Genomic DNA, 25757 nt, shown 5'->3' on the forward strand with positions numbered 1-25757 from the left:
TGTTCGCCAGGGCAACATGACGAGCCGCTCGGCCCGTCCATCGAAGGTATGACCAGCGATGACCACGTGCAATGACCCTCTGATTACGCAGTGTTCGCAATTCGGCCCCGGCAAGCTCCCGGCGAGGGTCAACGCCCGCTGCGCGGACCGCCGCAGGGATCCGAATTCCCCCGAGCAGGCGAAGCTCCGGTGTGTCGTGCTGCCCGGCTTCGCCGCACGCCTCCTACCACTTGCGGCCCTGGTGGACGGCTGGCCGTGGGGGTAGAACAAATGTGAAGGGGTCGGTCTGACGTCGATGCGTCCAGCGCAGCTCAAGCGCACGGCGTGGGGCCGCTTGGAGCCGGGGGGTCCTGTGGCGTCGGATCAGCGGTCTTCGGCAAGTGCCTCCCGATACTTGCCGATCGCCGACCACGGATTGATCGGTGACCTGCGCAGCGTGGCGCTGGTGGGCACCAACGGCACGATCGACTGGTACTGCTGTTCGCGCTTCGACGGCCCGAGCGTGTTCGCGTCGATCCTCGACGCCGACCGGGGTGGGGCCTTCGAACTCGCCGCCGACGTGCCCGCGCGGACCAAGCAGTTCTACTTCCCGGACACCAACGTGCTGATCACCCGGTTCTTCGCCGAGGACGGGGTCGGCGAGATCCAGGACTTCATGCCGATCGTGGACGACTCGCGCGAGGCCGATCGGCACCGGCTGATCCGCCGGGTGGTGTGCGTGCGGGGATCGCTGCCGTTCCGAGCGCGGGTGGCGCCGCGGTTCGACTACGCGTCGCAACCGCACACGCTGCACATGGAGGACAGCCACGCCATCTTCGAATCGGCGTCGCTGTCGCTGGCGCTGACCGCCAGTGTGCCGATCGAGCGCGACGGCTCCGACGTGTGGTCGGTGTTCAAGCTCCACGAGGGTGAGATAGCCGTGTTCGCCCTCGACCGGGTCGGCGACAGCGTCGTGCCCCGGTCGTGTCCGCTGGCCGAAGCCGAGCGGGAATTCACCGCTACGGTGCGGTTCTGGCGGAAGTGGTTGTCCGCGTCCCGCTACCGGGGCCGGTGGCGGGAGATGGTGCACCGCTCCGCGTTGACGCTGAAGCTGCTCACCTACGCGCCGACCGGCGCGATCGTGGCGGCGCCGACGACGAGCCTGCCCGAGCACATCGGCGGCGGGCGCAACTGGGACTACCGCTACGTGTGGATCCGGGACGCCGCGTTCTGCGTGTACGCCCTGCTGCGGCTGGGGTTCACTGACGAGGCCGAAGCGTTCATGAGCTTCCTGTCCAACCACGTCGACCTCCGCCACTGCAACGACTCGGGCCCGCTGCAGATCATGTACGGCATCGACGGGCGCAGCGAACTGCCCGAGCGCGAACTGCACCACCTGGAGGGCTACCAGGGCTCCGCCCCGGTGCGGATCGGAAACGCGGCCGTCGACCAGTTCCAGCTGGACATCTACGGTGCGCTGATCGATTCGATCTACCTCTACGACAAGTGGGGGAAGTCGATTTCCAGCCAGTCCTGGGACAGCATCGTCGCCGTGGTCGACTGGGTCTGCGACAACTGGGACCGGCCCGACGAGGGGGTTTGGGAAACCCGCGGCGGCCGCAAGAACTTCCTGTACTCCCGGCTGATGTGCTGGGTGGCCATCGAACGAGCGATGCGGATGGCCAACCGGCGCGGGCTGCCCGCCGACATCGCCCGGTGGCGGCGGGCCCGCGACACGATCTACCGGCGGATCATGCAACGCGGCTGGTCGGACAAGCGGGCTGCCTTCGTCCAGCACGAGGGCGACGACGTGTTGGACGCCGCGCTGCTCATGATGCCGCTGACCAAGTTCATCGCCCCGACCGATCCGAAGTGGTTGGCCACGCTCGACGCGCTGGGCGAGCAGCTGGTGTCCGACTCGCTGGTCTACCGCTACGACCCCCAGGCCAGCCCGGACGGCCTGCAGGGCGCCGAGGGCACCTTCTCGATCTGCTCCTTCTGGTACGTCGAGGCCCTGACCCGCGCCGGACGCCTCGAAGAGGCCAGGTTGGCGTTCGAGAAGATGCTCACCTACGCCAACCACCTCGGCCTCTACGCCGAGGAGATCGGGCACACCGGCGAGCAACTCGGCAACTTCCCACAGGCGTTCACCCACCTGTCGTTGATCAGCGCGGCGTTCAACCTCGACCGACACCTCGGCTGAAGCCCAGCACCAGGCGAGTCGTTTTGCGCGGGAAATCCGATATCGACACCGTTGTCGGACCCGAAGAGGACACAGCGTTGAGCAATAGATGAACAGCAGGCAAACTCACTCGATGTGATCATGTAGGCACATGCAGCATCCATTAGGTGGAATATCCACAGACTGCCGTGCACGCTGCGTTTCAGCCGCTGGTGAACATTCGGCTCGGCGGGATCGTGGCCGTTGAGGTCGTCGCCCGCTGGAACGAACATGCCCAGCGCGACGGCGCGGTGAGCCTGCCGTCCGACTCGCTCACCCGGGACCTGCGGCTGACCGTGGCCGCCGTCCGGGCCTCGGCCGAGTGCCGGGTCCGACTACCGCTGCACCTCACCGTGCTGGCCAGCACGGTCGTCCGCGATTCCCGCGCCCTAATGGACGTGCGGCGGGCGCTGTGGGCCACCGGCCGTCACGAGCACGAGGTCATCCTCGAAATCCGCCCGCCGTTGAGCCAGCTCGACCCGGACCAATTGCACGCCCGTATCGAAGAGCTGCGCAACTGCGGATTCCGCATCGCGGTCGGCGGTGTGGGCGAAGGCCACGTCCCGCCGACTCTGGTCACCGACCTGCGACCGGACTTCCTCAAGCTCGCGCCAGCCGTGTTGCGCGGATTCCCGGAAACGCGCGGCCGACTCGCCATCGTCGAATCGTTCCAGCACATGGCCGAGGCCATCGGCTCGAACCTGGTGGTCGACGGCATCGACGACCAGCAACAGCTCGCGGCCGTGCGCCGCCTGGGCATCCGGCTCGTGCAGGGCAACCTGCTGGCACCCTCCTCCGACCAGCCGCCGTCGAGCACCCAGGTCTCCATCCCAGCGCGGGAGATCTCCGGGCGGCTCGACCGGGAGGAAACCAGTGCCGCCGCAGGACCACTGGTCACCGAATTCATGTCGCCCGCCACCTCGCTCCCGGACGACGCCTTGGCGGACGAGGCGCGCCAGACCTTCGCCGAGCACCCCGAGATCAGCGGCATCGTCCTGGTCGACGAAGAACAGCGGCCCCGGCGGACGATCGACCGCAACCGGTTCCTGCTCGCCGTCACCGGCCCGTACGGCCACGCGCTGCACGCCAAGAAGCCCGCTTCCCGGCTGGCCGACAAACCCCGGATCGTCACGACCTCCACCACGGCCACCGAGACCCTGCGGCTGGTCACCTCTTCGGATCGCAACCGCGTCTACGACGACGCCGTGGTGGTCGACGAGGCGGGTCGATGCCTGGGGGTGGTCCGCGCGAGCGACCTGGTCCGCGGTGTCACCGACCAGAAGGTCGAGGAAGCCGCCGCGCTCAACCCGCTGACCCGGTTGCCGGGCAGCGGCAGCATCGCCCGCGAGATCTGCCGACGCCTGGACCAGGGTGACGAGTTCACCGTGGGATGGCTGGACGTCGACTCCTTCAAAACGCTCAACGACCACGCCGGAATAGCCGCTTGCGACGATCTGATCCGCGCGATCGGTCGCAGCCTCACCGATGTGGCCACCTCGATGGGTTCGGTGCAGATCGCGCACGTCGGCGGCGACGACTTCCTCATCGCCTGCGCACCGGCCGACCTGGAGGCGCTGGCCTCGGCGGTCCTGGATCCGCCGCGCACGGTCGGCGGCACACCGGTCAGCTTGTCGCTGGCCACGCTGGCGATCGACCCCTGCGGCGCGGCGGGCTACGACGAGATCGCGCAGCGCCTGGCACCCCTGAAACGGTTCGCGAAGGCGCTGCACGGCTCGAGCTGGGTGATGTCGCGGCCCGGCACCGAGCACATCGAAGTCCTGCGCGGTCGGGAGGAAAGCCGCGCCGAGCACGGCCTGTGCCTCGCCGATGACCAGCCGGAACAGGACGCGGCGCCGTCGAGTGAGCCCGATGTCGCCCTGACCCGGCTGCGGCGGTCCAGCCAGCGCTTCACCGACCTCCTCGCCGTCGCCCCGGTCGGCATCGGCCTGTTCGACCAGTCCGAACGGCTGGTGGACGCCAACGACGCGCTGTGCCGACTCCTCGGATACCGCCTGGACCAGCTGCGCGGGTGCACCGCCGACGATCTCAGCCACCCGCAGGACCAGGCCGGATCGCTGCGACCGGCCAAGGGCAAGTTGAGCCCGGACGGCGCGAACCCGAGCGTTCTGCAACGGCTGTTGTTGCGGGCCGACGGCCAACCGGTGTCCTGCGAGCTGCACACCTCCCTGTCGGTGCAGGACGACGGGTCGCAGTTCTGGTTGGTGGTGTTCCAGGACATCACCGAACGCCACCGGCAGGCCGAAATCCTGCACCACCGGGCCACCCACGACGATCTGACCGGCCTGCCCAACCGAGCCGCGGTCAAGGAACTGCTCGGCGCCTACCTCAACGGCCCGGAGCGCACCCGCACCGCCGTGCTGTTCTGCGACATCGACAAGTTCAAGCGGATCAACGACTCGCTCGGCCACGACGCGGGTGACGAACTGCTCGTGGCGCTGGCCAGGATCCTGGAAAACGGCGTGCCGCCCGAGTGCACCGTGGTGCGGCTCTCCGGCGACGAGTTCGTGATCGTCTGCTCGGACATCAACGCGGTCGGTGGCCTGGACGCGCTTGCCACCCGCGTTTCCGCGCTGCTGCGCACCGCCATTCCGGTGCAGGGCCAGCTGATCCGCGTGTCGGCCTCGATCGGCGCCGCGATGCCGTCCCAGGGCAACAACACGGCGGACGACCTGCTGAGATTCGCCGACGTGGCGATGTTCGAAGCCAAGCGCAGCGGCCTCGGCAAGGTCTCGCTGGCCAGCCCCACGCTCATCGCCTCGGCCGACGGGCAACTGCACATGGAGGGCGAGCTGCGCGCGGCGCTGGCGCGCGACGAACTGGAGCTGCACTACCAGCCGGTGGTCGCCTCCGACGGCTCGATCGTGGGAGCTGAAGCGCTCGTGCGCTGGCCGCACCCCGAGCGCGGACTGCTCACCCCCGGAGACTTCCTCCCCATCGCCGAACAAGGCGACCTGCTCGGCAAGCTGGACCGCTGGGTGCTGCGCGCCGCCCTGCACGACGCCGTGCAGTGGCCGATGGCCAACGGCCAGGAGATCCGAATCGCGGTCAACCTGGCCGGACTCGTGCCCGGCGATCCCAAGTTCATCCCCACCATCTCAGACACCCTCAACGAAACCGGCATCGACCCGGCGCGGGTCGTCCTGGAACTCGTCGAAACCGCTCTCGTCGACCTGCCCACCCAAGCCCGTTCGGCGATGCACGCCCTCGCTGAACGGGGCGTCAGCTTCGCCGTCGACGACTTCGGCACCGGCTACTCGTCACTGGCGCGGCTCAAGGAGCTGCCCGCCCAGATCATCAAGGCCGACCGCCGGTTCATCTCCGGTATCGGCGGCGATCCCGCCGACTTCGCCGTCACCCGAGCCGTGGTCGACATGGCCCGCGCCATGGGACGCCGCTGCATCGCGGAAGGCGTGGAAACCGCCATCCAGTTCCACGTCCTCAAGGGGCTGGGCGTGGACGCCTACCAGGGTTGGCTGTTCTCCCATGCGATCCCGCACCACGACCTGCGCGACCTGCTGCGCAAGGGCACCCTGCTCACTCCCGACGCGCAGTAGCACCGATCAGCTGCCCAGACCGATGCGGTGGCGGTCGAGGAAGCGCAGCCACCGGCCGCGCCGACCCCCGTCGGCATCGGCGTGCGCGAGGGACCTGCGGGTGAACTGGACCAGTGGCCAGCGCAGCGGCTCCGGGGGGAACGGCAGCGGCTTCTCGCGCACCATGCTCAGCCGGGTTCGCTCGGTGTCCTGCTGCCACAACAGGTCCAGCGCGGTCTGCGCGCCGAACCGGGCGGCCGCGACGCCCAATCCGGTGAAGCCGACCGCGTAGGCGACGCCTCGGGTGCAGCCGAAGATCGGGGTGGATCGGGTCGTGGAGTCGATCGGACCGCCCCAGCGGTGCGTGAAGCGCACACCGTCCAACTGGGGAAACGTGTGGAAGAAGTTCCGGGCCAAGTTGCGGTGCGCGGCGTCGTGCCGGGCCAGCCGCGCATCGGTGCGCCCGCCGAAGTAGTACACCGCGTCATAACCGCCCCACAGGATCCGACCGTCGGGCGTCGGGCGGTAGTAGTGGAACCGGTTGGCGCTGTCGGTGATGCCCTGCCGATCCCGCCACCCCAGCGACTCCCACTGCTGGGCCGACAGCGGCTCGGTGACCAGCACGTAGTCCCAGATCGGCAGCACGTACCGGCGGATCGACCGCAGCGGGGTCGGGAAAGCGTTGGTCGCCAGCACCACCCCGCCGGCCCGCACCGTCCCTTGTGGAACCTTCAGCCGGACCCCGGCGCCGTGGCGGCGCAACCCGCGAACCGGGGTGCCCTCGTGGCCGCGCACGCCGAGCCGCTGCGCGGCCTCGGCAAGCCCCCATACCAGCCTCGCCGGATCGACCAGACCACCGGCGTCCGGCAGGCGCAGACCCGCCCGATACGTCGGCGAGGCCACGTCCGCGCGAACACCGCCCGCGCCCAGGAAGCGCGCCGCCATCCCGTGTTCGCGGTACAGCTCGGCTTCGTCGCTGAGCTCCCCCACCTCGTGCGGCGCGGTGGCGACGCTGGTCTTGCCGCACAGCCGGAGGTCCGCCTCGATGCCCTCTTGGCGGACGAACTTCTCGATCTCCTGCAGGTTCTCCCGCCCCAACGTCACCAACCTGCTGATCTCCGCTGGCCACAGCCAAGCGCCGTGCGCGAGCCCGTGCGTCAGGGATTCCGATACGAACCCACCGCTGCGACCGCTGCCGCCGTGCCCGATCCAGTGCGCTTCCAGCAGCAGCACGTCGAGGTCCGGGCGTTGCTGTTTGGCCAGGATAGCCGCCCACAGCCCGGTGAATCCGCCCCCGACCACCACGAGATCGGCGCGATCGTCCCCGGCCAACGGTTCCCGAGGCGTTGGCCGGTCGCCGCGATCCGTCCAGTACGCGGCGATTTCGGCATCGGCCAGCGCCGCGTCGAGCTGATCCATCCCCTGCTACTCCCACCACGGCCGGTAGCCGACGCCGTACCTGTCGGCCCGGCGGACGTCGCGGCGCAGTTCTCGGGTGTCCCTCGCGACACCAGGTGGGAAGCCGTGCTTGATCGCGCGGTGCTCGGCCGTCTCGCCCGCGTAGCACAGCGAGTAGAACAACCCGACCAGCAAACCGAGCAGGATCGAGGTCAACCGGATCCACAGCGGGCCGGGCAGCAGCACGAGCAGGCAGAACGGCGCCAGCTGGGTCAGCGCGCGAGCCACGTGGCGCAGCACCCAGGTGGGGCAGGTGACGTCGTGCAACACCCACTCGGCGCACCGGTCCGGCAGCTTGCCACCGAAGGCGTACCAGACCCATTGCGCCGGATTGGGCCGATTGGTCGCCATCCCTCCAGGTTAGTCTTCGGCGGTTTCGACCGAGCCGTCCATTCGGCCGGACCTCGTTGGCTGCGCGATCACCGGCAGCTGCGATCCGCCCGAGCGCCCCATGCGTCGGCGCCTGCAACGCGCGTCACTCGAACCATTTCGTCGTCGCCGGTAACGAATGCCGCGCTTGATCGATGTGCACAGCAGAAGGGGTGAGTTACGTGTTCGTCGTTGTTGTGGCCTTGCTGTTGGTGTTGATCCTGGGTGCCGTCATGTTCACCGATGTGCTCGACGACAAGGGATCGTTGAGCCGCCGCAGTCTCAAGAACGCGGTGGCGCAGTTGCGGCGGGACATCCGCCTGCTCGGCCACCGCTGACCGTCCAGAGTGGATTATCGGCCCCCGCCGAGCGGCGGGGGCCGACGCCGCTACCCGGCCAGCAGGCCACGGGTGGTGAGGTTGGCCAGCAGGGCTCGCACGCCGAACGTCCACTCCGGACATTGCTCGGAGTGCGCGACCCGGTTGACCAGGGTGCCCAGCTTCGGGGTGGAGATCCGGACGACGTCTCCGAGGTGGTGGGTGAACCCCTTGCCCGGTGCGCCGCGGTCCTCGGTGGGCGCGAACAGCGTCCCGGTGTAGAGGATCAGGCCGTCCGGGTACTGGTGGTGGCGGCCCACCGCGGCGCGGGCGAGGTCCTGCGGATCGCGGCTGATCTCCCGCATCGAGCTCAGCCCGTCGAGCACGAACCCGTCCTCGCCGACGACCTCCAGCCGCAGGTCCAGCGTGCGCACATCATCGACGCCGAAGCCGTCGTCGAACAGCCGCAGGAACGGTCCCAGCGACGCGGAGGCGTTGTTGTCCTTGGCCTTGGGCAACAGCAGCGCGCTGCGGCCCTCGACGTCGCGGAGGTTGACGTCGTTGCCGAGGGTCGCGCCGACGATCCGGCCGTCGGAGCGGATCGCCAGAGCCACCTCGGGTTCGGGGTTGTTCCACTCCGAACCCGCCGCGATGCCCACGTCGGCGCCGACGCCGACGGCGGCGAGCAGCGGTGCCTTGGTGAAGATCTCCGGGTCCGGACCGAGCCCGACCTCCAGGTACTGCGACCAGAGCCCATCGCGGACCAGCACTTCCTTGACCGACTGCGCCTCCGCCGAGCCGGGCACCACGGTTGCCAGGGTGCCGCCGATCGCGGCCTCCACCTGAGTGCGGATCTCCGCGGAGCGCCGCACGTCGCCGCCCGCGCGCTCCTCGATCACCCGCTCCAGCATGCTCTTGACGAAGGTGACCCCGGCGGCCTTGAGGACCTGCAGGTCAGCGGGCGCCAGCAGGTGCGGTCCCGCGGCGCCGGTCAGCGAATTCTCCAGCACCCGCGCCAGCGGCCAGCTCTTGCGCCCGGTCGCGGTGCGGGCGAGTTCGGCCGGGTCTGGGTGTTCCAACAGGTCGGTCAGCGTCGGGGTGACGCCGCTGAGGTCCACCAGTTCTTCGCCGCGAACCGCCACGACGGCGGGCCCGGCCTCGTCGGGGTCGTACAACCGGCCGACCAGCGTCGCCGCGGCCCGGTCGGTGGGCAGGACATCGAAGGCATCATCGAGCAACTTCACCACAAGCACACCTCGCGATCAGCGTTGATCGACAAGATACCCGTCGAAGCGGACGCACGGGTTCGGCCGACAGGCCGCACCATTGCTGCGCAGTGCGGGCCGCGAAGCGTCGGCGTTCCGGGCGGCACGACATCACGCGGCCGCCGACCGCACCGCCGCTGACCAGTGGTGATCATGCGATTCGGCAGTCCGGGGGGCTGGCGAGGCGAATCGGCCGTGGCGTAGGGTGCGACCGGTTGTCATCACTCGTTCGGGTGACGCCGTAGAGACCTTCCGGCCGACAGGTGAGGTGACAGAGGTGCGCATGTCGTCGTTGCCACGGGCCCGCACGCGGGGTCGCCACCGGCGGGTGGAATCCAAGTCTTGGCAGCGGGGCACTCCCCCGCGCGTGATCGGCTACGCGGTCGCGGTGTTCCTCACCGTGATCGCGGTCAGCAGTGCGCACTACGGCACGGAGGAACCGCAAGGGGCCGCTCCGCAGGCCGCCGCGGCCCAGCCCGCCGCCCAGTTGCTGGCACCGGCGGTCATCGCGACCGCGCCGGATCTGGACGTCCCGGCGCCAGCGCCGCAAACGGTCGACAGCGAAGCCCCAGCACCCGCACCGACGACGGCGGCCCAGGCCACCCGCACCCGCACGAAGCAGTCCGCGGAAGCGGTGACCCCGAAGACCACGGCGAAGTCCACGACCACCCCGACCTCGGCTCCCGAGGAGCCCGCACAACCCAAACCGCCCGAGGCGACGCAGCCGCCGGACGAGCCGAGCGAATCAACTCCGCCGCCGTCGCAGCCCGAGCCGACGCCGACCCCGCCCAGCGAACCGGCGCCCGAGCAGCCGGGGCTGCTGCCCGCGCTCGGCGGCGTTCTCGACGGCCTCACCGGCCCGCTGCTGGACCCCCACCACCGCTAACCTCGCGGCTCCGGCACCCCGGTGGGACAGTTGATCCGGGGGTGCCGACATGGACACAGTCGCGATCACCGGGGGGACCGGACACCTGGGACGCGAACTGGTGCGGCTGCTCAAGCCCACGCACCAGGTGCGGATCCTGACCCGCCGCCCCGGCACCGACCCGGAGCTGGAGTGGGTGCAGGGTGACCTGACCACCGGCCAGGGCGTGCCCGAAACGGTCGCCGGTGCCCACACCCTGGTGCACGCGGCCACCTTCTCACCGGTCGCGCAGCGCGGTTTCATGCATCCGGTCGACTTCTGGCGCAGCCCGCCCGATGTCGACGTCGACGGCACCAGCCGGTTGCTCGAAGCCGCTGCCGCGGCCGAGGTCCGGCACTTCCTGTACGTCTCCATCGTCGGGGTGGACCGACCGGCCATGCCCTACCTGCGGCTGAAGCACACCGCCGAAGAACTCGTCAGCGTCGCCGACGTGCCTTGGTCGATCGTGCGCGCCACCCTGTTCCACTGGCTGCTGGACCGGATGCTCAACCGTGCGACGCGGCTGCCGGTGCTGCCGCTGCCCGGTGCGCTGCCCGTCCAGCCGGTCGACACGCGCGACTTCGCCGAATACCTTGCCGAATGCATCCGCAACGGCGCTGTCGGTCGGCGCGAGGACTACGGGGGCCCGGAGGTGCTCACCCTGCGCGAAGCGCTGCGGGCCTGGCAACGCGCTCGCGGACGGGATCGGCGGGTGTTCAACGTTCCCGCGCCGAAGCGGCTGCGCCGGATCGCCACCGACATGACCTGCCCAGGCGGCCGTCGCGGCAAGATCACCTGGGACGATTGGCTGCACTCCCACCCCGCCGAGTGACCACCAGCCACTTCGGCACCGGTTGCCGAACTCGCGGACCGGCGCGTCAGCTCGCCCTCCTACGATCTAGGCGTACGGAGTACGGAGGCGGGTGTGATGGCGACCGAGTACAGCGGCGGCGGTGATCCGGCGCGCAGCCTGGCGTTGTTGTGGCGGACCCAGGACGGGCCGAGCAGCGGCCGCCGAGGACGATCCGACCTCGGGGTGGACCGCATCGTGCGAGCGGGGATCGACATCGCAGACGCCGACGGGCTAGCCGCGCTGTCCATGCGGCGGGTCGCCGACCACCTCGGCGTCGGCACCATGTCGCTGTACACCTACGTGCCGGGCAAGGCCGAGTTGATCGACGTCATGCTCGACACCGTCTACGGCGAGACCGCCCGCGCCGTGGACGACGACGCCGATTGGCGGAGCAGGCTGACGCGGATCGCGCGGGAGAACTGGGCGCTGTACCACCGGCATCCGTGGATGTTGCAGGTCGCGGCCGGGCGCGCGGTCCTGGGGCCGAACGCGATCGCCAAGTACGACCACGAACTGGGCGCGGTCGCGGACCTGGGGCTCACCGAGATCGAGATGGACTCGCTGCTGAGCCTGGTGCTCGGGCATGCCGAAGCGGCGGCCCGGCGCGCGGTGGAGATGGCGCAGGTCGAGCAGCGCAGCGGGATGACCGACGAGCAGTGGTGGCGCGCGCACGCCCCGCTGCTCGGCCAGTTCCTCGACCCGCAGCGCTACCCGACCGCCGCCCGCGTCGGCTCGGCCGCGGGCCAAGCGCACGGCTCGGCGCACAATCCCGCGCACACCTTCGAGTTCGGCCTGCAACGGATCCTCGACGGCATCGAAGCCTTCGTCGCAACCCGTTCGACTGATGGGTGAGGGGCACCCTTCACCAAGTAAGTTGGTGAAGGGTGCCCCTCACCCATCACCCGTTGGGGGTTAGGCGAGCTTTACGAGCATTTTGCCGGTGTTCTCGCCGCGTAGGAGGCCGAGGAATGCCTCCGGGGCGTTGCGCAGGCCCTCGACCACCGTCTCCCGGTAGCTGATCTTGCCCTCGCGCAGCCAGCCGCCGACCTCGGCGACGAACTCGTCCTGGCGGTGCAGGCGGTCGGTGACGATGAAGCCTTCCAGCTTCAGGCGCTTGCTGACCAGCATGAACATGTTGTTCGGGCCGGGTTGCGGCGTGGCCTTGTTGTACTGCGAGATCATGCCGCACTCGGCGACTCGGCCGAAGTCGTTGAGCGCGTAGATGGCCGCCTCCAGGTGCTCGCCGCCGACGTTGTCGAAGTAGACGTCGATGCCCTCCGGTGCGGCGGCCTTGAGCTGCTCGACGACCGGGCCGTCGTGGTAGTTGAACGCGGCGTCGAAGCCGACTTCGTCGAGGAGGTAGCGGACCTTCGCCGCGGATCCGGCGCTGCCGATCACTCGGGACGCACCGCGCAGCTTGGCGATCTGCCCAGCCAACGAGCCGACTGCGCCCGCCGCGCCGGAGACGAACACCACGTCGCCTTCCTTCTGCTCGGCGATGTCGACCAGACCGAGGTAGGCGGTCAAACCAGGCATGCCGAGCACGTACAGGTAGGCGCCCAATGGCGCGACCTGCGGGTCGACTTTGGCGACGCGCTTGGCGTCGACCACCGCGTAGTCGCGCCAGCCCAGGTTGTGCAGCACGACGTCGCCGGGCTTGAACCCCTCGGCATTGGCGGTGACGACCTCGCCCACCGCCCCGCCGTCCATCGCCTTCCCCACTTGGAATGGCGGTGTGTAGGACTTGCCCGCGTTCATCCGGCCCCGCATGTACGGGTCGACGCTCATCACGAGGTTCCGCACCAGCAGTTGGCCGTCGCCGGGCTGCGGTGTCTCGACCTCGACGATGTCGAAGTTCTCCAGCGTCGGCCAGCCCTTCGGGCGGGACGCGAGGCGGACCTCCAGGCCATTGCTCATCTGTGCTCCTTCGCGGCTGCGGTTGCCACCGACCATACCGAAAGTGTCATTGACTGCCAATTGTCGTGCCATGACTTATGTCTCGGTCTGTCGTGCTGGCACAATGGTTGTTATGAGTGCTCCGAGCGAACAGGGTGGCCTGCGCGCCCGCAAGAAGCAGCGCACTCGGACCGCTTTGATCAACGCGGGCCTGGACCTGTTCCTGACGAGGGGCTACGACCCCACGACCATCGACGAGATCACCGCCGAGGTGGAGGTCTCGTCGCGCACGTTCTTCCGCTACTTCGCGAGCAAGGAGGACGTCGCGCTGGCCAAGGGCGCCGAGTTCGACGAGCTGCTGCTCAACGCGCTCACCGCCCGGCCCGCGGACGAACCGCCACTGGTCGCGCTGCGGCACGCGGTGCTGGACATGGTGCGCGAATCGGCCTCCAGCGACGGCGTCCGGCGGTTCCTCCAGGTCCAACACCTGATCACCAACACCCCATCGCTGCTGGCGGGCAACCTGCGCCGCCTGGCGGGCAACGAGGAGCGGCTGACCGTCGAGATCGCCGCCCGCCAGGGCGTCGACCCGGCGGCGGACCTGCGCCCGCGGGTGCTCGTCGGGATGGTCTGCGCCGCGCTGCGCATCGGCTTGCAGACGATGTGCGCTGACCCGCGCCGCGACCTGGCGCGAATGGTGGAGCTCGTCGAAGAGTCCATCGACCTCGCCACCGCCGGGATTCCGCAGCGCTGGGGCGATGACCCGCACACCTGGTGATCAGTCCACTGCGGACAGTGGACTGGACGGCACTGCCATCGGCGGATTCCGGGCCATATCATCGGGTGTCTGAAGTCGACCGGAAGGGGCGCCGAGTGAGCGAGATCGTGACTGTGGACGACGTGCGGGACGCGGCGAAACGCCTGGACGGCGTCGCGCACCGCACCCCGGTGGTCACCTCCAGCACGCTGGACGAGCTCGTCGGCGCCGAGGTCTTCCTCAAGTGCGAGAACTTCCAGCGGATGGGCGCGTTCAAGTTCCGCGGCGCTTACAACGCGATCTCCCGGCTCAGCCAGGAACAGCTGAGTCGCGGCGTGGCCGCGTACTCCTCCGGAAACCACGCGCAAGCCGTCGCGCTGGCCTGCCGGTTGCTCGGCGGCACCGCTGTGATCCTCAAGCCAGCGGACGCACCGGCGGCGAAGCTGGACGCGACGCGCGGCTACGGCGCCGAGATCGTCACCTACGACCGGTACAGCGAGAACCGCGAGGTCCTCGGCCAGCGGCTCGCCTCCGAACGCGGCCTCACGCTGATCCCGCCTTATGAACACCCGCACGTGATGGCCGGGCAGGGCACGACGGCGCTGGAACTGCTGGAGGAGGCCGGTCCGCTGGACGCGCTGGTCGCCCCGATCGGCGGTGGCGGACTGATGGCCGGGTGTTCGACGGCGGCCAAGGCGCTCAACCCGGCCATCCGCGTCGTCGGCGTCGAGCCCGAATCCGCGGATGACACCAAACGATCGCTGGCCGCTGGCGAGCGGGTGGCGATCCCGGTCGCCCGCACCATCGCCGACGGCCTTGCCGCCGACACCCCCGGTGAGCTCACCTTCTCCGTCAACCGGCGGCTGGTCGACGAGATCGTGCTGGTCAGCGACGAGGAGATCCGGTCGGCGATGCGGCTGGCCTTCGAGCGGCTGAAGCTGGTGATCGAGCCCAGCGGCGCGGTCGGCATCGCGGCGCTGCTGGCCGGACGGATCACCCCGCCGCCGCGCGTCGGCGTGGTGATCTCCGGCGGCAACATCGGGCTCCAGCGCTTCGTCGACCTCCTCGGCGGCTGAACGATTTCGCGCGACCGGCGTGGAGTGGGTGCGACGCTGGGACCCCCGCGACGCCCGTCGATCTCGACGAGCACTACTTCAGCGTGGCCTTCGGAGCGATACTCGTGCTGATCCTGGGCGCAGGCTCGCTAGCCAGTGCCGTGATGCTGTCCGTTGGTCTGGTCATGACAACCGGAAACGCGCTCGTCGCAAGACCCGCAGCTCCGCACGCTGATGGCGGACGACCAACAGGTCACACGGTTGGCCACGGGCGTTGTGCGGGGCGGAGTTGTTCGTAGGCGCGGGCCAGGCTGAGCACGCCGACGTCGTCGAAGCGCTTGCCCGCGATCTGCAGTCCGATCGGTAGGCCCTCCGGGGTCCAGCCGCAGTTGACCGACACCGCCGGTTGCCCGGACATGTTGTAGGGCAGCGTGAACGCGATGTGCTCCAACGGACGCATCGGGTCGTTGGTCGGATACGCCTGCTCCGCCGGGAATGGCGGAATCGCCGCCACCGGGGACAGCACGTAGTCGAAGTCGCGCACCACCCGGTTCGCCGCCACCGAGATCGCATCCATCTGGCTGAAGCCGTGGAAGACATCGGCGGCGGAGACGTCCTTGGCACTCGTCGCCCACTGCGCGATGTCCGGCAGCACCTTGGCGCGGCGCTCGGCGGGTAGCGCCGAGATGTCGGTCCAGGCCCGGAAGCGCCAGAACAGGTCCATACCGTCGAGCATTTCGCGGGACAGGAACGGGTCGATCGGTTCCACCGCCGCCCCGGCGGACTCGAAGAGCTGCGCAGCGGCGGTCACGGCGGCCTTGATCGCGGGCTCGACCGCCAAGCCCACCCGGTGGTCCAGCAGCAGGGCGATGCGCAGGCCGCGAACATCGCCGTCCAGCCGCATCCAGTCCAGGACCGCGGGCGGCAGCGAAGTGTGGTCGCGGGCGTCCGGCGCGGACAGCACCGAGCTCAGCAGCGCCGCGTCGGCGACCGTGCGGGTCAGCGGACCGATGGTCCGACCGGGGTATGGCGGGTCCACCGGAATCCGGCCGAAGCTGGGCTTGAGGCCGACCACCCCGCACCACCCGGCGGGCAACCGCACCGAACCGCCGATGTCCGTGCCGACGTGCAGCGGGCCGTATCCGACTGCGGCGGCTGCGCCCGCACCGGCACTGGAACCGCCCGGCGTGCGGGTCATCTCCCACGGGTTTCGGGCCAGCTTGTGGAAGCTCGACGCACCAGAGGTGAGCATGCCGTAGTCCGGCATGGTGGTCTTGGCGAAGATCACCGCGCCGCTTTCCCGCAGTCGCGCGGCGGCAGGGGCGTCTTCCCTGGCCGGAACCAGCTCGGTGGCCGCCGTGCCCAACGGCACGGGTGTGCCTTTGGTGGCGATGTTCTCCTTGACGGTCACCGGCACTCCGTCGATCGGCCCGGCCGGTGCGCCGCTTCTCCAGCGCTGCTCGGCGGCCCGCGCTGCCGTGCGCGCTGCGTCGGGATCCAGCGCGTAGGTGGCGCACAACTTGGATTCGCAGGAATCGACGCGCGCCAGCACCGAATCGACGACCTCGACCGGCGATGTCTCGCCCGCCCGGTACGCCGCCACCAGATCCACCGCCGAGAGATCAGCCAGCTCAGCCATGCCACGTTCTCCTCGCTTGCGATCCAAACCCCGAGTCTCGACCAGACCGGACCGCGAGGAAAGTTGGCAACATGTCCGCGGCGCACGACGAAACCGCGCACACCGTCCGTTGACTTCCCCGCCCGCCAGCCGCCGCGAAAGGCGTACGACGGATTTCTAAGCGCTGTCGCCGTAGAAGAGGCGTTCTGGGTGTGGGTGGCTGAGGAAGTCGTGGTGCGAGATCTCCCAGCCGTAGGCCCCGGTGTGGCTGAACACCAGCACGTCACCGGGCCGCACTCGCGCCACCGGTGCGTCTCGGGCGAGGACGTCCTTGGGTGAGCACAACTCGCCTGCCACGGTGACCCGCGCGTCACGCAGTTCCGGGCGCGGCGCGCTCGACGACCACTGGTCCACCGGCACCACGGTGAACGGGTGGCTGTGCTGCCAGGACACCGGGAGCCGGAAGTGGTGGGTGCCGCCGCGCACCAGCACGTAGTCCACGCCGTGGTTGCGCTTCACGTCCATCACTTCGACCGCGTACTGGCCGCATTCGGCGACCAGGTACCGGCCGCACTCGAAGTCGATTTCCGCCCAGTGGTCCGGGAACTCGTCGATCACGGCGGGCAGTTCGCGGGCGAAGCGCGTCCAGTCGAACTGCTCGGCCAGATCCGCGTAGTTCACCCCGATGCCGCCGCCGACGTTGAGCACCTCGCAGCGGATTCCGAACTCCTGCTCCCAACCCGACACGGTGTGGCGGTAGTGGTCGAGCAGGTCCAGGTGCGCGGGCGCGGAGAGGTTGTTGGACAGCGAATGCAGGTGGAATCCGGCCAACCGGACTCCGGGCAGTGCTTGCGCGGCAGCGACCGCATCGGGCAGCACTGCTTCGGAGATGCCGAACTGGGTGGGACGCCCGGCCATCGCCAAGGTCGCAATGGGGAATGGGCCGGCGAGGTTGACCCGGAGCAACACGTCCGCGGTGCGCCCGAGCCGGGTGGCGACTTCGGAGATCCGGTGCAGTTCCAACACGCTTTCCACGTGCAGCCGCCGGACGTCCTGCACCAACGCCTGCTCTATCTCCGCCGCGGTCTTGGCCGGGCCGCCGAAGATCACCGGCGTCGTCGCGCTGACCGCCCGCGCCTTGGCGAGTTCGCCGCCGGAGGCGACTTCGAACCCGGCGACCAGCGGCGCGATCGTCCGCAGCAATCGATCAGCGCTGTTGGCCTTCATCGCGTAGAACATCCGGCACCGCGGCGGCAGCGATGCCACGACGCCGCGGACGTGTTCGGTGAGCCGGTCCAAGTCGTAGGCGAACAGGCAGACCGGTTCGCCGCCCGCTCTGTCCTGCACGATTTTCGTCAGCTGATCACGCAACGTGGTCCCCAAGCGGTCGTCGGGATCGGTCCACCTCGGCGAGCGGGTTCGGCACGGTGTGCAGCCGGAGTTCGGTGTCCGGCAGCAGGCGGCGGGTGGTCAACTTCTCCACTTCGATGGTAGGGGTGAACACGTCGAACAGCGCGAACCGATCGGCCAGTTCCGGAAACCGCTGCTGGTAGGCGCGGATCTCGTCGCGCACCACCCGCCAGAACGACCGTTCGCCGAATTCGTAGTGGTCGGCCAGGAACATCGCGAACTCGCCCAGGTTGACGAAGCAGAACGCGTCCAGCAGGAAGTCGGTGACCAGGGCGAGATCGTCGGCCTCGACGAACGAGTTGCGGTTCTGGTGGTGCGCGGGCGTCCCGGCCAACTCCGGGCACAACTCCGGTGCGGCCAGGTGCTCGCGGGCGAAGCGCACGCCGTCGTGGAAGTCCTTGAGCGCCACCCTCGTCGGGGCACCGTTGTCGTGCACCAGCACCATGTTCTGCGCGTGCGCTTCCAGTGCGATGCCGTGTCGGCACAACAGGTGCACCAGCGGCAGGACGCTGGCACGCACCATTCGCCGCACCCACTCCAGGATGCCCATTTCCCGCACCCACGGGTCGATCAGCGGTGCGCCGTCGACCTCGCACGCGGTCAACCCGGTGAACGGCACGGCCTGTTCACCGGGAGCGAGGTGACGATGCAGGCTTTCGCGCCATATGCAGGCCAGCGCACCATAGGTGTCCATTCGCAACAGCCCGGCGTCCGGATTCACCGCGGTGCCGAGCACTTCGCCGAGCAGGATCGGCCGCAGCTCGTCGCGCAGGAACTCGTCGCCGGTGACCACCTCGCGCAGCCAGTCGCTGATTCGCGGTGCGTTGCGCACGGTGTGCGCGGCGAGACCCCGGCTGGTCGAAGTGTTCACAATGGACATCGACAGTTTCAGGTAGGGCCGTTGCGGATCGTCTCGGCAGGCCAGGGTGCGGATCGACTGCTGTGCGACGAACTCGTGCGGGTCTTCGCCGAGCAGGATCAACGCGCCGGTGCTGAGCTGGTCGGCGAACGCGCGCGCGATCCGCTCCTGCCACTGCCACGGGTGCACCGGCACCAGCGCGTAGTCCTGCGGGTCGCCACCGGTTTCCGAGATGCGCCGCTGGAAGGCCGTTGCCGATGCATCCAACTGGGCGGGAACGTAGTGCTCATCGATCGTCTGGGATGCGGATACCTCGGTGATGCTGCGATGGGCGGCGAGCCAGAGCGGGCGCAGCGGGCGCGCGAACTCCGGGCCGTAGGCGATGTTGTCGGCGGCATCGAAGCCCAGCCGGGATTTGTACGTGGGGTGGTATCGGTGCCCGTCGGTGATAGCCGATTCCAGGGTGTCGTAGTCCGCCGTGCGCAGGTCGGTCCGCCGCTGGGTGCGGACGTGTTCCGACAGCGCGTCCTTGAACACGGTTTCCTCCAGTTCCCGCGCGAAACCGGTGAGGCGATCCGGGTCGGCGTCCAGCGAACCGAGCACCTCTGCGAGGAAACCGCTGAGCGACTCCGCTTCCCGGTCGCCGCGTCGGACCTCCGAGGTGAGCTGGACCCGGTCGAAGCCGAACCGGCGCACCGCGTGGAACGAGTAGCGGATCTCCTGACCGGCCGGGTCCACGCCTTCGACGACGTGCTCGTCCCCGTTCTGCCGGGTCCGCAGCGCGCCTTCGTACACCAGCGACGACACGAGCTGGCGGAACACCCGGCGCCGCACCCTCCGGAAGCTCGGCGCGGTCAGCGCGGCCTGCACCAGTTCGGCGGTCACTGGTCGGCCTCTCCGCATTTCACAGTTGTGGTCACGCCAAGCCCGATCTCCCGTTTCATGGTTTCTTGTGGCTGGCTTGCGTCACGTTCCCCTGAGGTGCGGCTCGGGAGGACTGAGGTTGACACACAGGGTGTCATCGGTTGACCTCGCAGATCGGGTTGCGGACTTCGACGTACAGCGGGCGTTCGCCGCGCTCGGCGAAGCGGCTGAGCAGGTTCGCCTTCGCGGGCAGGACCGGCGACTCCAGCAGTTCGGCGGCATATCGGCCAGGACATTCCCGGACGAAATCCCGGACCAGCGCCCACAACCGACGCTCACCGGCCGGTGTGTGGCGACCGAGCACGTGCACCAGGTGTCCGAGGTGGTTGGTGATGAAGTGGTAACGCAGCCGCATCCACGCCTCCGCGTCGTCGTAGCTCGCCGGACTGTCCGGCGGCAGGTCGTCGAGGCGAACGCGATCGCGGCTCACGCTGGTTCCTTCCATGTCTCGGACGAAGAAACGCCGCGGCCACCCGTTCTCCGTGTGCAGCAGAGAGTTCTGCACATGGGCCTCGAAGCTGATGCCGTCGTCGGTGAACACCGCCAGCAGCGGCGCCAGGGAGATCCGCAGGTACTCGCGCAGCCACTCGGCTACGTGGTCGGCGGACAGCGGCCCCGCCTGCGCCACGAGATCCACCAGCGCCGGTGCGCTGCCGTCGAGCCGGTCTTCCAGGAGCCCGGCCAGCACCTGCGGGGCCAGTTCCGACCCGACGAACGGAAAGCAGCGGAACAGCACCGCGAAATCCCCGGTCAGCTCCCCGACCACCCGCGGATCGACCGTTCGGTACCCGGTCTCCAACAGCACTTCGAACCCGTCGTGCGGCCAGTCGCGGGCCGCTGCGGCGATCAGCCGACTGGCGTCGGCGGCGCGGCGCAGGTGTTCCACCGGGTTGTTGCGGATGAAGTTGGTGACGCGGACGTGCAACGGCAGCTTCCACACCGTCCCGAAGCCGGGATCGCACACAGTGCGCACCGATGACGTCGCGTACACCGTTGCACCGAGCGGACCCAGCGGCACCAGCTTCCCCGCGTCGATCAGCGCCCGGACAGCAGGTTGCCCACCGAGGTGTGCTGCCTGCCAGGGGTGCACCGGCAGCAGCGCGTAGTCGGCTTGGTCAGCGCGCAGAGCCGTGCGGGCCTTCTCCTCGACGTCCGTCGGAATCCACGGTCCCTCGGTGACGCGCTCCTCGACCACCAACTCGGCGGCCACCGCCAGGTAGTGCAGCTGGAAGGACGCACCGAGTTCTGGCGCGTAGCAGTCCAGTTCGTCATCGTTGAAGCCCTCCGCGCTCTTCGGCGTCGGGTGGAACGGATGCCCCAACAGCACCGACTGCTCCGCCAATCGCGTAATGCCAGCTGGATCGGTCGGCCGACAACCGGGATCGCAGGCCAAATACCGGGCCGATCGGGCGACGCTGTTGGCCACTTGGCTGACGAACGCCGCCTTGGCACCGATTCCGCCGTTGCGTGCGGCGAGCTCGTCCGCCACGAGCGCCACGAGTTCGTCGTGACCGACTGGAACGCGGTCACCTCCGGGGTGTTCCCGGAACAGGTCGTCGCAGTAAGCGTGGTGACCGAACTCGGAGCGGTACCGCAACGCCGCGACCAGCGCACCAGGTGCGGTGCGCAGCGGAATGCGCACTTGATCGTCGCCTGCTTCCGCACCGGTCTCCCGCGCCAGCGCGTTCAGCAGGCGTTGTCGCGCAGCCGCCCGAGCACGAATCTCGTTCACCGCAACACCTTCTCGGAAAGCGGATTCGGCACGGACCCGGTACCAGCGGGCATGCTCACTCCGCCAGCGCGTCCCTGCCTCAACAGTGGACCGAGCACCGACCTGCTCGGCCACGTCGGGGCGTGCAGCAGCTGGGCGCGCAACACGTTTGCGACGGCCTTCGGCAGCGGTGGTAAGCAATCGAGCACCGCTGCTCGCAGTTCGGACCACAGCACGCGTTCGTCCAGGCCGAAATGTCGGCACAGCGCGTCGGCGATGCCGTACAGGTTGACCTGGCAGCCCAACGTCTGGAAATAGCCGACCAACGCCTCCGCGCAGTCCAAGTGCAACGACTGCGGCGCACCGGGTTTGATCGCGTACCGCGGATCCCTCGTTCCGGCCGCCTTCATCCACTGCGGATACAGCCGCAACGTGTCGTGATCGCGGAGCACGAACCGATCCACCGTCCCACCGCGCAGCGTGACCACCACGTTCTGCCCGTGCAGTTCGGGCAGCACGCCATTGCGCAGAAAACCGAACCCGAGCTCGCAGAATGCCCCCGCCAGCTCTCGGAAGAAACGAACCGCGTCGAACCGCTCCGACAACACCGGTGCCAGCACGTCCCACTCGTGGGCGGCCAAGGCGGCCATCGGCAGCGCCAACCCGTCCAGCTCGGGATACACCCGCACCTGCGCGGCGAGCTGGCCGGGCCGGTTGCCGAACTCGTCGGCGGGATCGTGCCAACCGCACCAGATCCGCTCGTCGCAGAGCGCGACACGACGGCTCAGCACCGCATCCCGGTCGATCAGTTCGCGCATGCTCTGCTGGGCTCGTTCGGCGTTGGCGAGGTAGCGCGGCGGCAACAACCGCGTCGCCCCCAGCGTGGCCACGGCGAGCGGAAGTTTGACCTGTCGGGGCGTTTCCGGTGCGGTGGTCAGGGTGCGGATCGAGGCCGTGGGGTGAAACCGGCCGAGCCCGCGCACCAGCGGAACCACCGCGCCATCGGCCAGTTCCGCGGCGAACTGGGTCGGCAGCACGTGATCGAACTGCCACGGATGCACCGGCATCGGCAGGAATTCGTCGGTGTGCGCCACCAGATCACCGAGCATCCGCTGCGCCGCCGGGTCGAGGATCAGCTCGGGAATCCGCTGCGAGTCGGCCCCCTGACCGAAGCGCAGTCGGTCACGTCGCACTGCCACCCAGTCCAAGCCGAGCGGTTCAGCGCGCATCGGGCCGTACCGGGTCAGCTCCGCCGTGGACCAGCCCGATGCGGCGCGCGCAGTCGGGTGGAACGGGCGGTTGCGGGTCGCGGCCAACCGCTCCCCCACCAGCAACTCCCCTGCCTTGGGGAGCAGGTCGAGCCCGTCCCGCTGGCCGAGCAGCACCGCAGTGTGCGACACGGCCGCTCGCACGTCCTCGGCCACGTCGTCGGCGGCCGGGAACTCACCGCACGCCAGCAACAGCAGTTCCTCCGGCGAAATCGGACGCGGCTGCGCACCGTCCCCCGCATACCAGACCGGGCCGCTGGCGTACCGGTAGCGCTGGAGCGCGCCGCCGGGACGAACCCGGCAGCTCACCCAGCCGGTCGGCACCTTCATCCGACACCAGTACGCACCGGCGAACTCGACCAGGTCCTCCTGCAGCAGCGCGTCGATCAGATCACGCATCACCAGCTCGGCCGGTTCGGCGCGCATCGGTCCAACTCCAGCCAAGCGCCGATGCCCGGGTTCGTCGCCCGCACCGAGGAAGACTTCCGCGGACACCAGGTCTCCTCGTCGTCAGTTGGCGCAGCGCTGTCGGGCGGCGGCGAGCCACTCGTCGTCGTAAACCAGATCCAGGTAGCGGTCACCGCGGTCCGGGAACACCGCGACCACCCGGCAGGGACGCGGCAGCTCCGGCAGCACGCGGCGGATGGCCGCGACCACCGCCCCGGTGGATCCACCGGCGAAGATTCCTTCGGCGGCGAGTAGATCCCGACAGCCCATCGCCGCGTCGAAGTCGTTGACGTGCACCACGTCGTCGATCTCGGCCGGGGACAACAGCTCGGGCACCCGGCTGGCGCCGATGCCGGGCACCTCGCGCGGCCCAGCCGGTGCGCCGAAGATCACCGAGCCGACCGCATCGACCGCCACCACTCGCAGCGCCGGGAAGTTCTCCCGCAGCCGTCGGGCGCAGCCGAGGATGCTGCCGGTCGTGCTCACCGCGCCGAACAGGTACGACGGCGCGCGGACCAACTGCGCGGCGAGCTCAGCGCCGGTGCCGTAGTAGTGCGCCTGCCAGTTCCGGTCGTTGGCGTACTGGTTGATCCAGATCGCGCCAGGTGAGCTGGCGAGGATCTGCCGCACTCGACGGATGCGGGTGTGCAGGTAGCCGCCCAGGCCGTCCGGCTCGGTCACCACGTCCACCTCGGTGCCCAGGTGCCGCAGGATCGCCACGTTGGACGAGGCTGCCTTGGGGTCCAGCACGCAGGTGAACCGCAGGCCGTGGACGCGGGCGGCGATCGCCAGCGCGATCCCGAAATTTCCGGAGCTGCTCTCCACCAGGTGGCTGCCGGGGCGGATCGATCCCTCCCGCAGTCCGCATTCGACGATGTGCCGGGCGGCGCGGTCCTTCATGCTGCCGCCGGGATTCATCAGCTCCAGTTTGGCCAGCACCTCGACATCGGGTGCGGGGAACAACCGGTTCAGCGCGACCACGGGCGTGTTGCCCACGCACTCGAAAACCGACTCGGCAACGGATTCGGTCAGGGTGTCGACAGCCACGTGTCTCCTCAGCTCGGCGACCGGAAGGGGCAGAGCGACGGCCGGAACGTTAGCAAAGGTTAGCCTAACTTAATAGATCGAGAGCGCGAGGTCATGATCACACCAAAGCAGCGAAGTTGACCCGAACAGGGCAGCCGACCAGTGGCGTGACGCCGTAGATGTCGGAATCAGTTCGCGCGGGCGACCACCAAGAAATGTCCAGCCAACACAACAGTTCACAGTGGACACGAATGGAATCCGCCGGTGAGCGGATCACGTGCACCGGCACGAGATCCACAATGGACGCAGCGACTCGATCAGGTCGACCGGCGGGCTCGGCCGCGGGCCCGCAGCTCGACGTTCGGCAGCTCCGGCGCGGGCAGTGCCGGACCGGTGTAGCCGCGCACGGTACCGAAACGACCATCCGGGTCGGCCGCGGTGCGACCGTGCTCCCAGTCCGCACGGGCCTGGACGATCTCCTCGTGGGAGCGGCCGACCAGGTTCCACCACATGACCAGCTGCTCCTCGAACGGGATGCCACCCAGCAGCAGCGCACGCGCCGGGCGGTCGGCGCGCACCAGCACGTCCCGGCGCCCAGGTCCGAGGTAGAGCATGCTGCCGTTGGCCAGCGGCTGGTCGTCGACGGAAATCCCGTCCGACATCGCCAGCACCGCGTGCTCGAACTCGGCTTGCACCGGGAGCCGCAACGCCCGGTCCGCGTTGACCGACAGCTCCGCGCCCAGCAACGGCGTGTAGGTCCGCGCCGGTGACTCGGCCTCGGCGAGCTCGCCCATCAGCACCGTCACGTCGCCGTCCGCCGTGGACAGCACCGGAAGCGCACCGTGGTGCTCGAAGTGCGGTGCGACATCGCGCTGGTCACCGGGCAGCGCCACCCACAGCTGCACGCCGTGCAGCACCGGGCCGTGCCCGCTCGGCGACTCCTCCGAATGCGAGATGCCGAAACCAGCGGTCATCAGGTTCAGCTCACCCGGCCGCACCAACTGCTCGTTGCCCAGGCTGTCGCGGTGCAGCACCTCGCCGCCGAGCAGCCAGCTCACCGTCTGCAGCCCGGTGTGCGGATGGGGCGGCACCTGCATGCCCGACTGGCCGGTGATGTCCGTCGGGCCGTAGAAGTCGGCGAAGCACCAGGCGCCCACCATGCGCCGGTCGCGGTTCGGCAGCGTGCGGCTGACCAGCATCGCCCGCGGACCGCCCAGCGGCACGGTGCGCGGTTCGAGAAGTTCGTGCTCCGGTTCGGCCGCGGTCGCCACGCCGCCGCACTGCACTTCGGCCGGATCACGTTCCACGTTGCTCACCGCGCCAGCCTCCCCTACCCACGCCACCGTGCACAATCGATGGCACTGTCCCTGAGCCGGATCGCACACCTGGTCACCGAGCCGAACCGCAGTACGGTGACCCTGCGTGGCGAACCAGCCACCGCGAAGATCCATTAGACCCGCCACGGACCCGTCTGGAGGCCAAACGTGAGCAGCTCCACCCAGAAGGAGATCGCCGACAACCCCGATGCCAGCCGCTTCGAAATCCACGCCGACGGCGAGTTGGCCGGATTCACCGAGTACAAGCTGCACCCGAAGTCGATCGCATTCATGCACACGGAGATCGACTCCCGCTTCGAAGGGCGGGGACTGGGCAGCGCACTCGCGCGCGCGGCGCTGGACGCCGCCCGGCAACGGGGTCTGGCGGTTCTGCCGTACTGCCCGTTCATCCGCGGCTGGATCAGCAAGCACCCGGACTACCTGGATCTCGTTCCCGCCGACAAGCGGGCGAATTTCGAGCTCTGACCGTCCTTTGTGGTCGGTCCAGATGGTGAACCGGGCGGTCCGGGAGTACTAGGCTGGTGGCAGA

General features: G+C 69.2%; 20 protein-coding genes. 9 read left to right on the top strand and 11 right to left on the bottom strand.

Features of this window, described 5'->3' with window-relative positions; all coding sequences use genetic code 11:
• Nucleotides 1-295: 295 nt before the first annotated feature.
• Together MOQ72_RS07540 and MOQ72_RS45115 are read left to right on the top strand one after the other, a co-directional pair.
• Nucleotides 296-2182, top strand: coding sequence for a glycoside hydrolase family 15 protein (locus MOQ72_RS07540; RefSeq protein WP_372495310.1), 1887 nt, complete (start codon nucleotides 296-298; stop codon nucleotides 2180-2182).
• 146 nt (nucleotides 2183-2328) lie between these two features.
• A complete protein-coding gene (locus MOQ72_RS45115; protein WP_242181410.1) occupies nucleotides 2329-5775 on the top strand; it encodes an EAL domain-containing protein in 3447 nt (1148 codons plus the stop codon).
• Nucleotides 5776-5781: 6 nt separating this feature from the next.
• Here MOQ72_RS45115 and MOQ72_RS07550 read toward each other — a convergent pair whose 3' ends face one another.
• The gene (locus MOQ72_RS07550; protein ID WP_242181411.1) at nucleotides 5782-7173 is read right to left on the bottom strand and encodes an NAD(P)/FAD-dependent oxidoreductase; all 1392 of its coding nucleotides are present in this window, start codon (nucleotides 7171-7173) and stop codon (nucleotides 5782-5784) included.
• Between the two features lie 6 nt (nucleotides 7174-7179).
• The gene (locus tag MOQ72_RS07555; protein WP_242181412.1) at nucleotides 7180-7563 is read right to left on the bottom strand and encodes a DUF5313 family protein; all 384 of its coding nucleotides are present in this window, start codon (nucleotides 7561-7563) and stop codon (nucleotides 7180-7182) included.
• A gap of 200 nt (nucleotides 7564-7763) precedes the next feature.
• Between MOQ72_RS07555 and MOQ72_RS07560 the strand changes: the two genes are divergently transcribed.
• Nucleotides 7764-7919, top strand: a complete 156-nt coding sequence (locus MOQ72_RS07560; protein WP_242181413.1) for a hypothetical protein — start codon at nucleotides 7764-7766, stop codon at nucleotides 7917-7919.
• A 50-nt stretch (nucleotides 7920-7969) separates the two neighbouring features.
• On the opposite strand, the gene MOQ72_RS07565 is transcribed toward MOQ72_RS07560, so the two are convergent.
• Complete coding sequence (locus MOQ72_RS07565) at nucleotides 7970-9142, bottom strand: fumarylacetoacetate hydrolase family protein (protein ID WP_242181414.1); 1173 nt, start codon at nucleotides 9140-9142, stop codon at nucleotides 7970-7972.
• A gap of 388 nt (nucleotides 9143-9530) precedes the next feature.
• Between MOQ72_RS07565 and MOQ72_RS07570 the strand changes: the two genes are divergently transcribed.
• The 3 genes from MOQ72_RS07570 (at nucleotide 9531) to MOQ72_RS07580 (ending at nucleotide 11772) form a co-directional block, all read left to right on the top strand.
• Nucleotides 9531-10049 carry a hypothetical protein gene (locus tag MOQ72_RS07570; protein WP_242181415.1) on the top strand — a complete coding sequence of 173 codons (519 nt, stop codon included), beginning with the start codon at nucleotides 9531-9533 and terminating at the stop codon, nucleotides 10047-10049.
• A gap of 49 nt (nucleotides 10050-10098) precedes the next feature.
• Nucleotides 10099-10899, top strand: coding sequence for an SDR family oxidoreductase (locus MOQ72_RS07575; RefSeq protein ID WP_242181416.1), 801 nt, complete (start codon nucleotides 10099-10101; stop codon nucleotides 10897-10899).
• A 96-nt stretch (nucleotides 10900-10995) separates the two neighbouring features.
• Nucleotides 10996-11772 (top strand): TetR/AcrR family transcriptional regulator C-terminal domain-containing protein, encoded by a 777-nt coding sequence (locus MOQ72_RS07580; protein WP_242181417.1) that lies wholly within the window; start codon nucleotides 10996-10998, stop codon nucleotides 11770-11772.
• A gap of 60 nt (nucleotides 11773-11832) precedes the next feature.
• On the opposite strand, the gene MOQ72_RS07585 is transcribed toward MOQ72_RS07580, so the two are convergent.
• Nucleotides 11833-12837 carry an NADP-dependent oxidoreductase gene (locus MOQ72_RS07585; protein ID WP_242181418.1) on the bottom strand — a complete coding sequence of 335 codons (1005 nt, stop codon included), beginning with the start codon at nucleotides 12835-12837 and terminating at the stop codon, nucleotides 11833-11835.
• Nucleotides 12838-12949: 112 nt separating this feature from the next.
• On the opposite strand from MOQ72_RS07585, the gene MOQ72_RS07590 reads away from it, so the two are divergent.
• Both MOQ72_RS07590 and MOQ72_RS07595 read left to right on the top strand, forming a co-directional pair.
• On the top strand, nucleotides 12950-13594 hold the full coding sequence (locus tag MOQ72_RS07590) for a TetR family transcriptional regulator (RefSeq protein WP_242181419.1): 645 nt from the start codon (nucleotides 12950-12952) through the stop codon (nucleotides 13592-13594).
• Between the two features lie 104 nt (nucleotides 13595-13698).
• On the top strand, nucleotides 13699-14649 hold the full coding sequence (locus tag MOQ72_RS07595) for a threo-3-hydroxy-L-aspartate ammonia-lyase (RefSeq protein WP_242181510.1): 951 nt from the start codon (nucleotides 13699-13701) through the stop codon (nucleotides 14647-14649).
• 232 nt (nucleotides 14650-14881) lie between these two features.
• Here MOQ72_RS07595 and MOQ72_RS07600 read toward each other — a convergent pair whose 3' ends face one another.
• The 7 genes from MOQ72_RS07600 to MOQ72_RS07630 form a co-directional block, all read right to left on the bottom strand.
• Nucleotides 14882-16267: an amidase gene (locus tag MOQ72_RS07600; RefSeq protein WP_242181420.1), complete on the bottom strand. Its 1386-nt coding sequence runs from the start codon at nucleotides 16265-16267 to the stop codon at nucleotides 14882-14884.
• Between the two features lie 156 nt (nucleotides 16268-16423).
• Nucleotides 16424-17617: a type III PLP-dependent enzyme gene (locus MOQ72_RS07605; protein ID WP_242181421.1), complete on the bottom strand. Its 1194-nt coding sequence runs from the start codon at nucleotides 17615-17617 to the stop codon at nucleotides 16424-16426.
• Nucleotides 17610-19400: an IucA/IucC family protein gene (locus tag MOQ72_RS07610; RefSeq protein WP_242181422.1), complete on the bottom strand. Its 1791-nt coding sequence runs from the start codon at nucleotides 19398-19400 to the stop codon at nucleotides 17610-17612. Before MOQ72_RS07610 ends, MOQ72_RS07605 begins: the two co-directional genes overlap by 8 nt.
• Nucleotides 19401-19533: 133 nt before the next feature.
• On the bottom strand, nucleotides 19534-21171 hold the full coding sequence (locus MOQ72_RS07615; protein WP_242181423.1) for an IucA/IucC family protein: 1638 nt from the start codon (nucleotides 21169-21171) through the stop codon (nucleotides 19534-19536).
• A complete protein-coding gene (locus MOQ72_RS07620; RefSeq protein ID WP_242181424.1) occupies nucleotides 21168-22913 on the bottom strand; it encodes an IucA/IucC family protein in 1746 nt (581 codons plus the stop codon). Before MOQ72_RS07620 ends, MOQ72_RS07615 begins: the two co-directional genes overlap by 4 nt.
• Nucleotides 22914-22928: 15 nt before the next feature.
• The gene (sbnA, locus tag MOQ72_RS07625; RefSeq protein WP_242181425.1) at nucleotides 22929-23912 is read right to left on the bottom strand and encodes a 2,3-diaminopropionate biosynthesis protein SbnA; all 984 of its coding nucleotides are present in this window, start codon (nucleotides 23910-23912) and stop codon (nucleotides 22929-22931) included.
• 296 nt (nucleotides 23913-24208) lie between these two features.
• Entirely contained in the window at nucleotides 24209-25207 is a 999-nt protein-coding gene (locus MOQ72_RS07630) for a pirin family protein (protein WP_242181426.1), read from the bottom strand.
• Nucleotides 25208-25375: 168 nt separating this feature from the next.
• Here MOQ72_RS07630 and MOQ72_RS07635 point away from each other — a divergent pair, with 168 nt between their 5' ends.
• Entirely contained in the window at nucleotides 25376-25693 is a 318-nt protein-coding gene (locus MOQ72_RS07635; RefSeq protein ID WP_242181427.1) for a GNAT family N-acetyltransferase, read from the top strand.
• The last annotated feature ends 64 nt before the right edge of the window (nucleotides 25694-25757 follow it).

The organism is Saccharopolyspora soli (assembly GCF_022678645.1).
Classification (GTDB): Bacteria; Actinomycetota; Actinomycetes; order Mycobacteriales; family Pseudonocardiaceae; genus Saccharopolyspora; species Saccharopolyspora soli.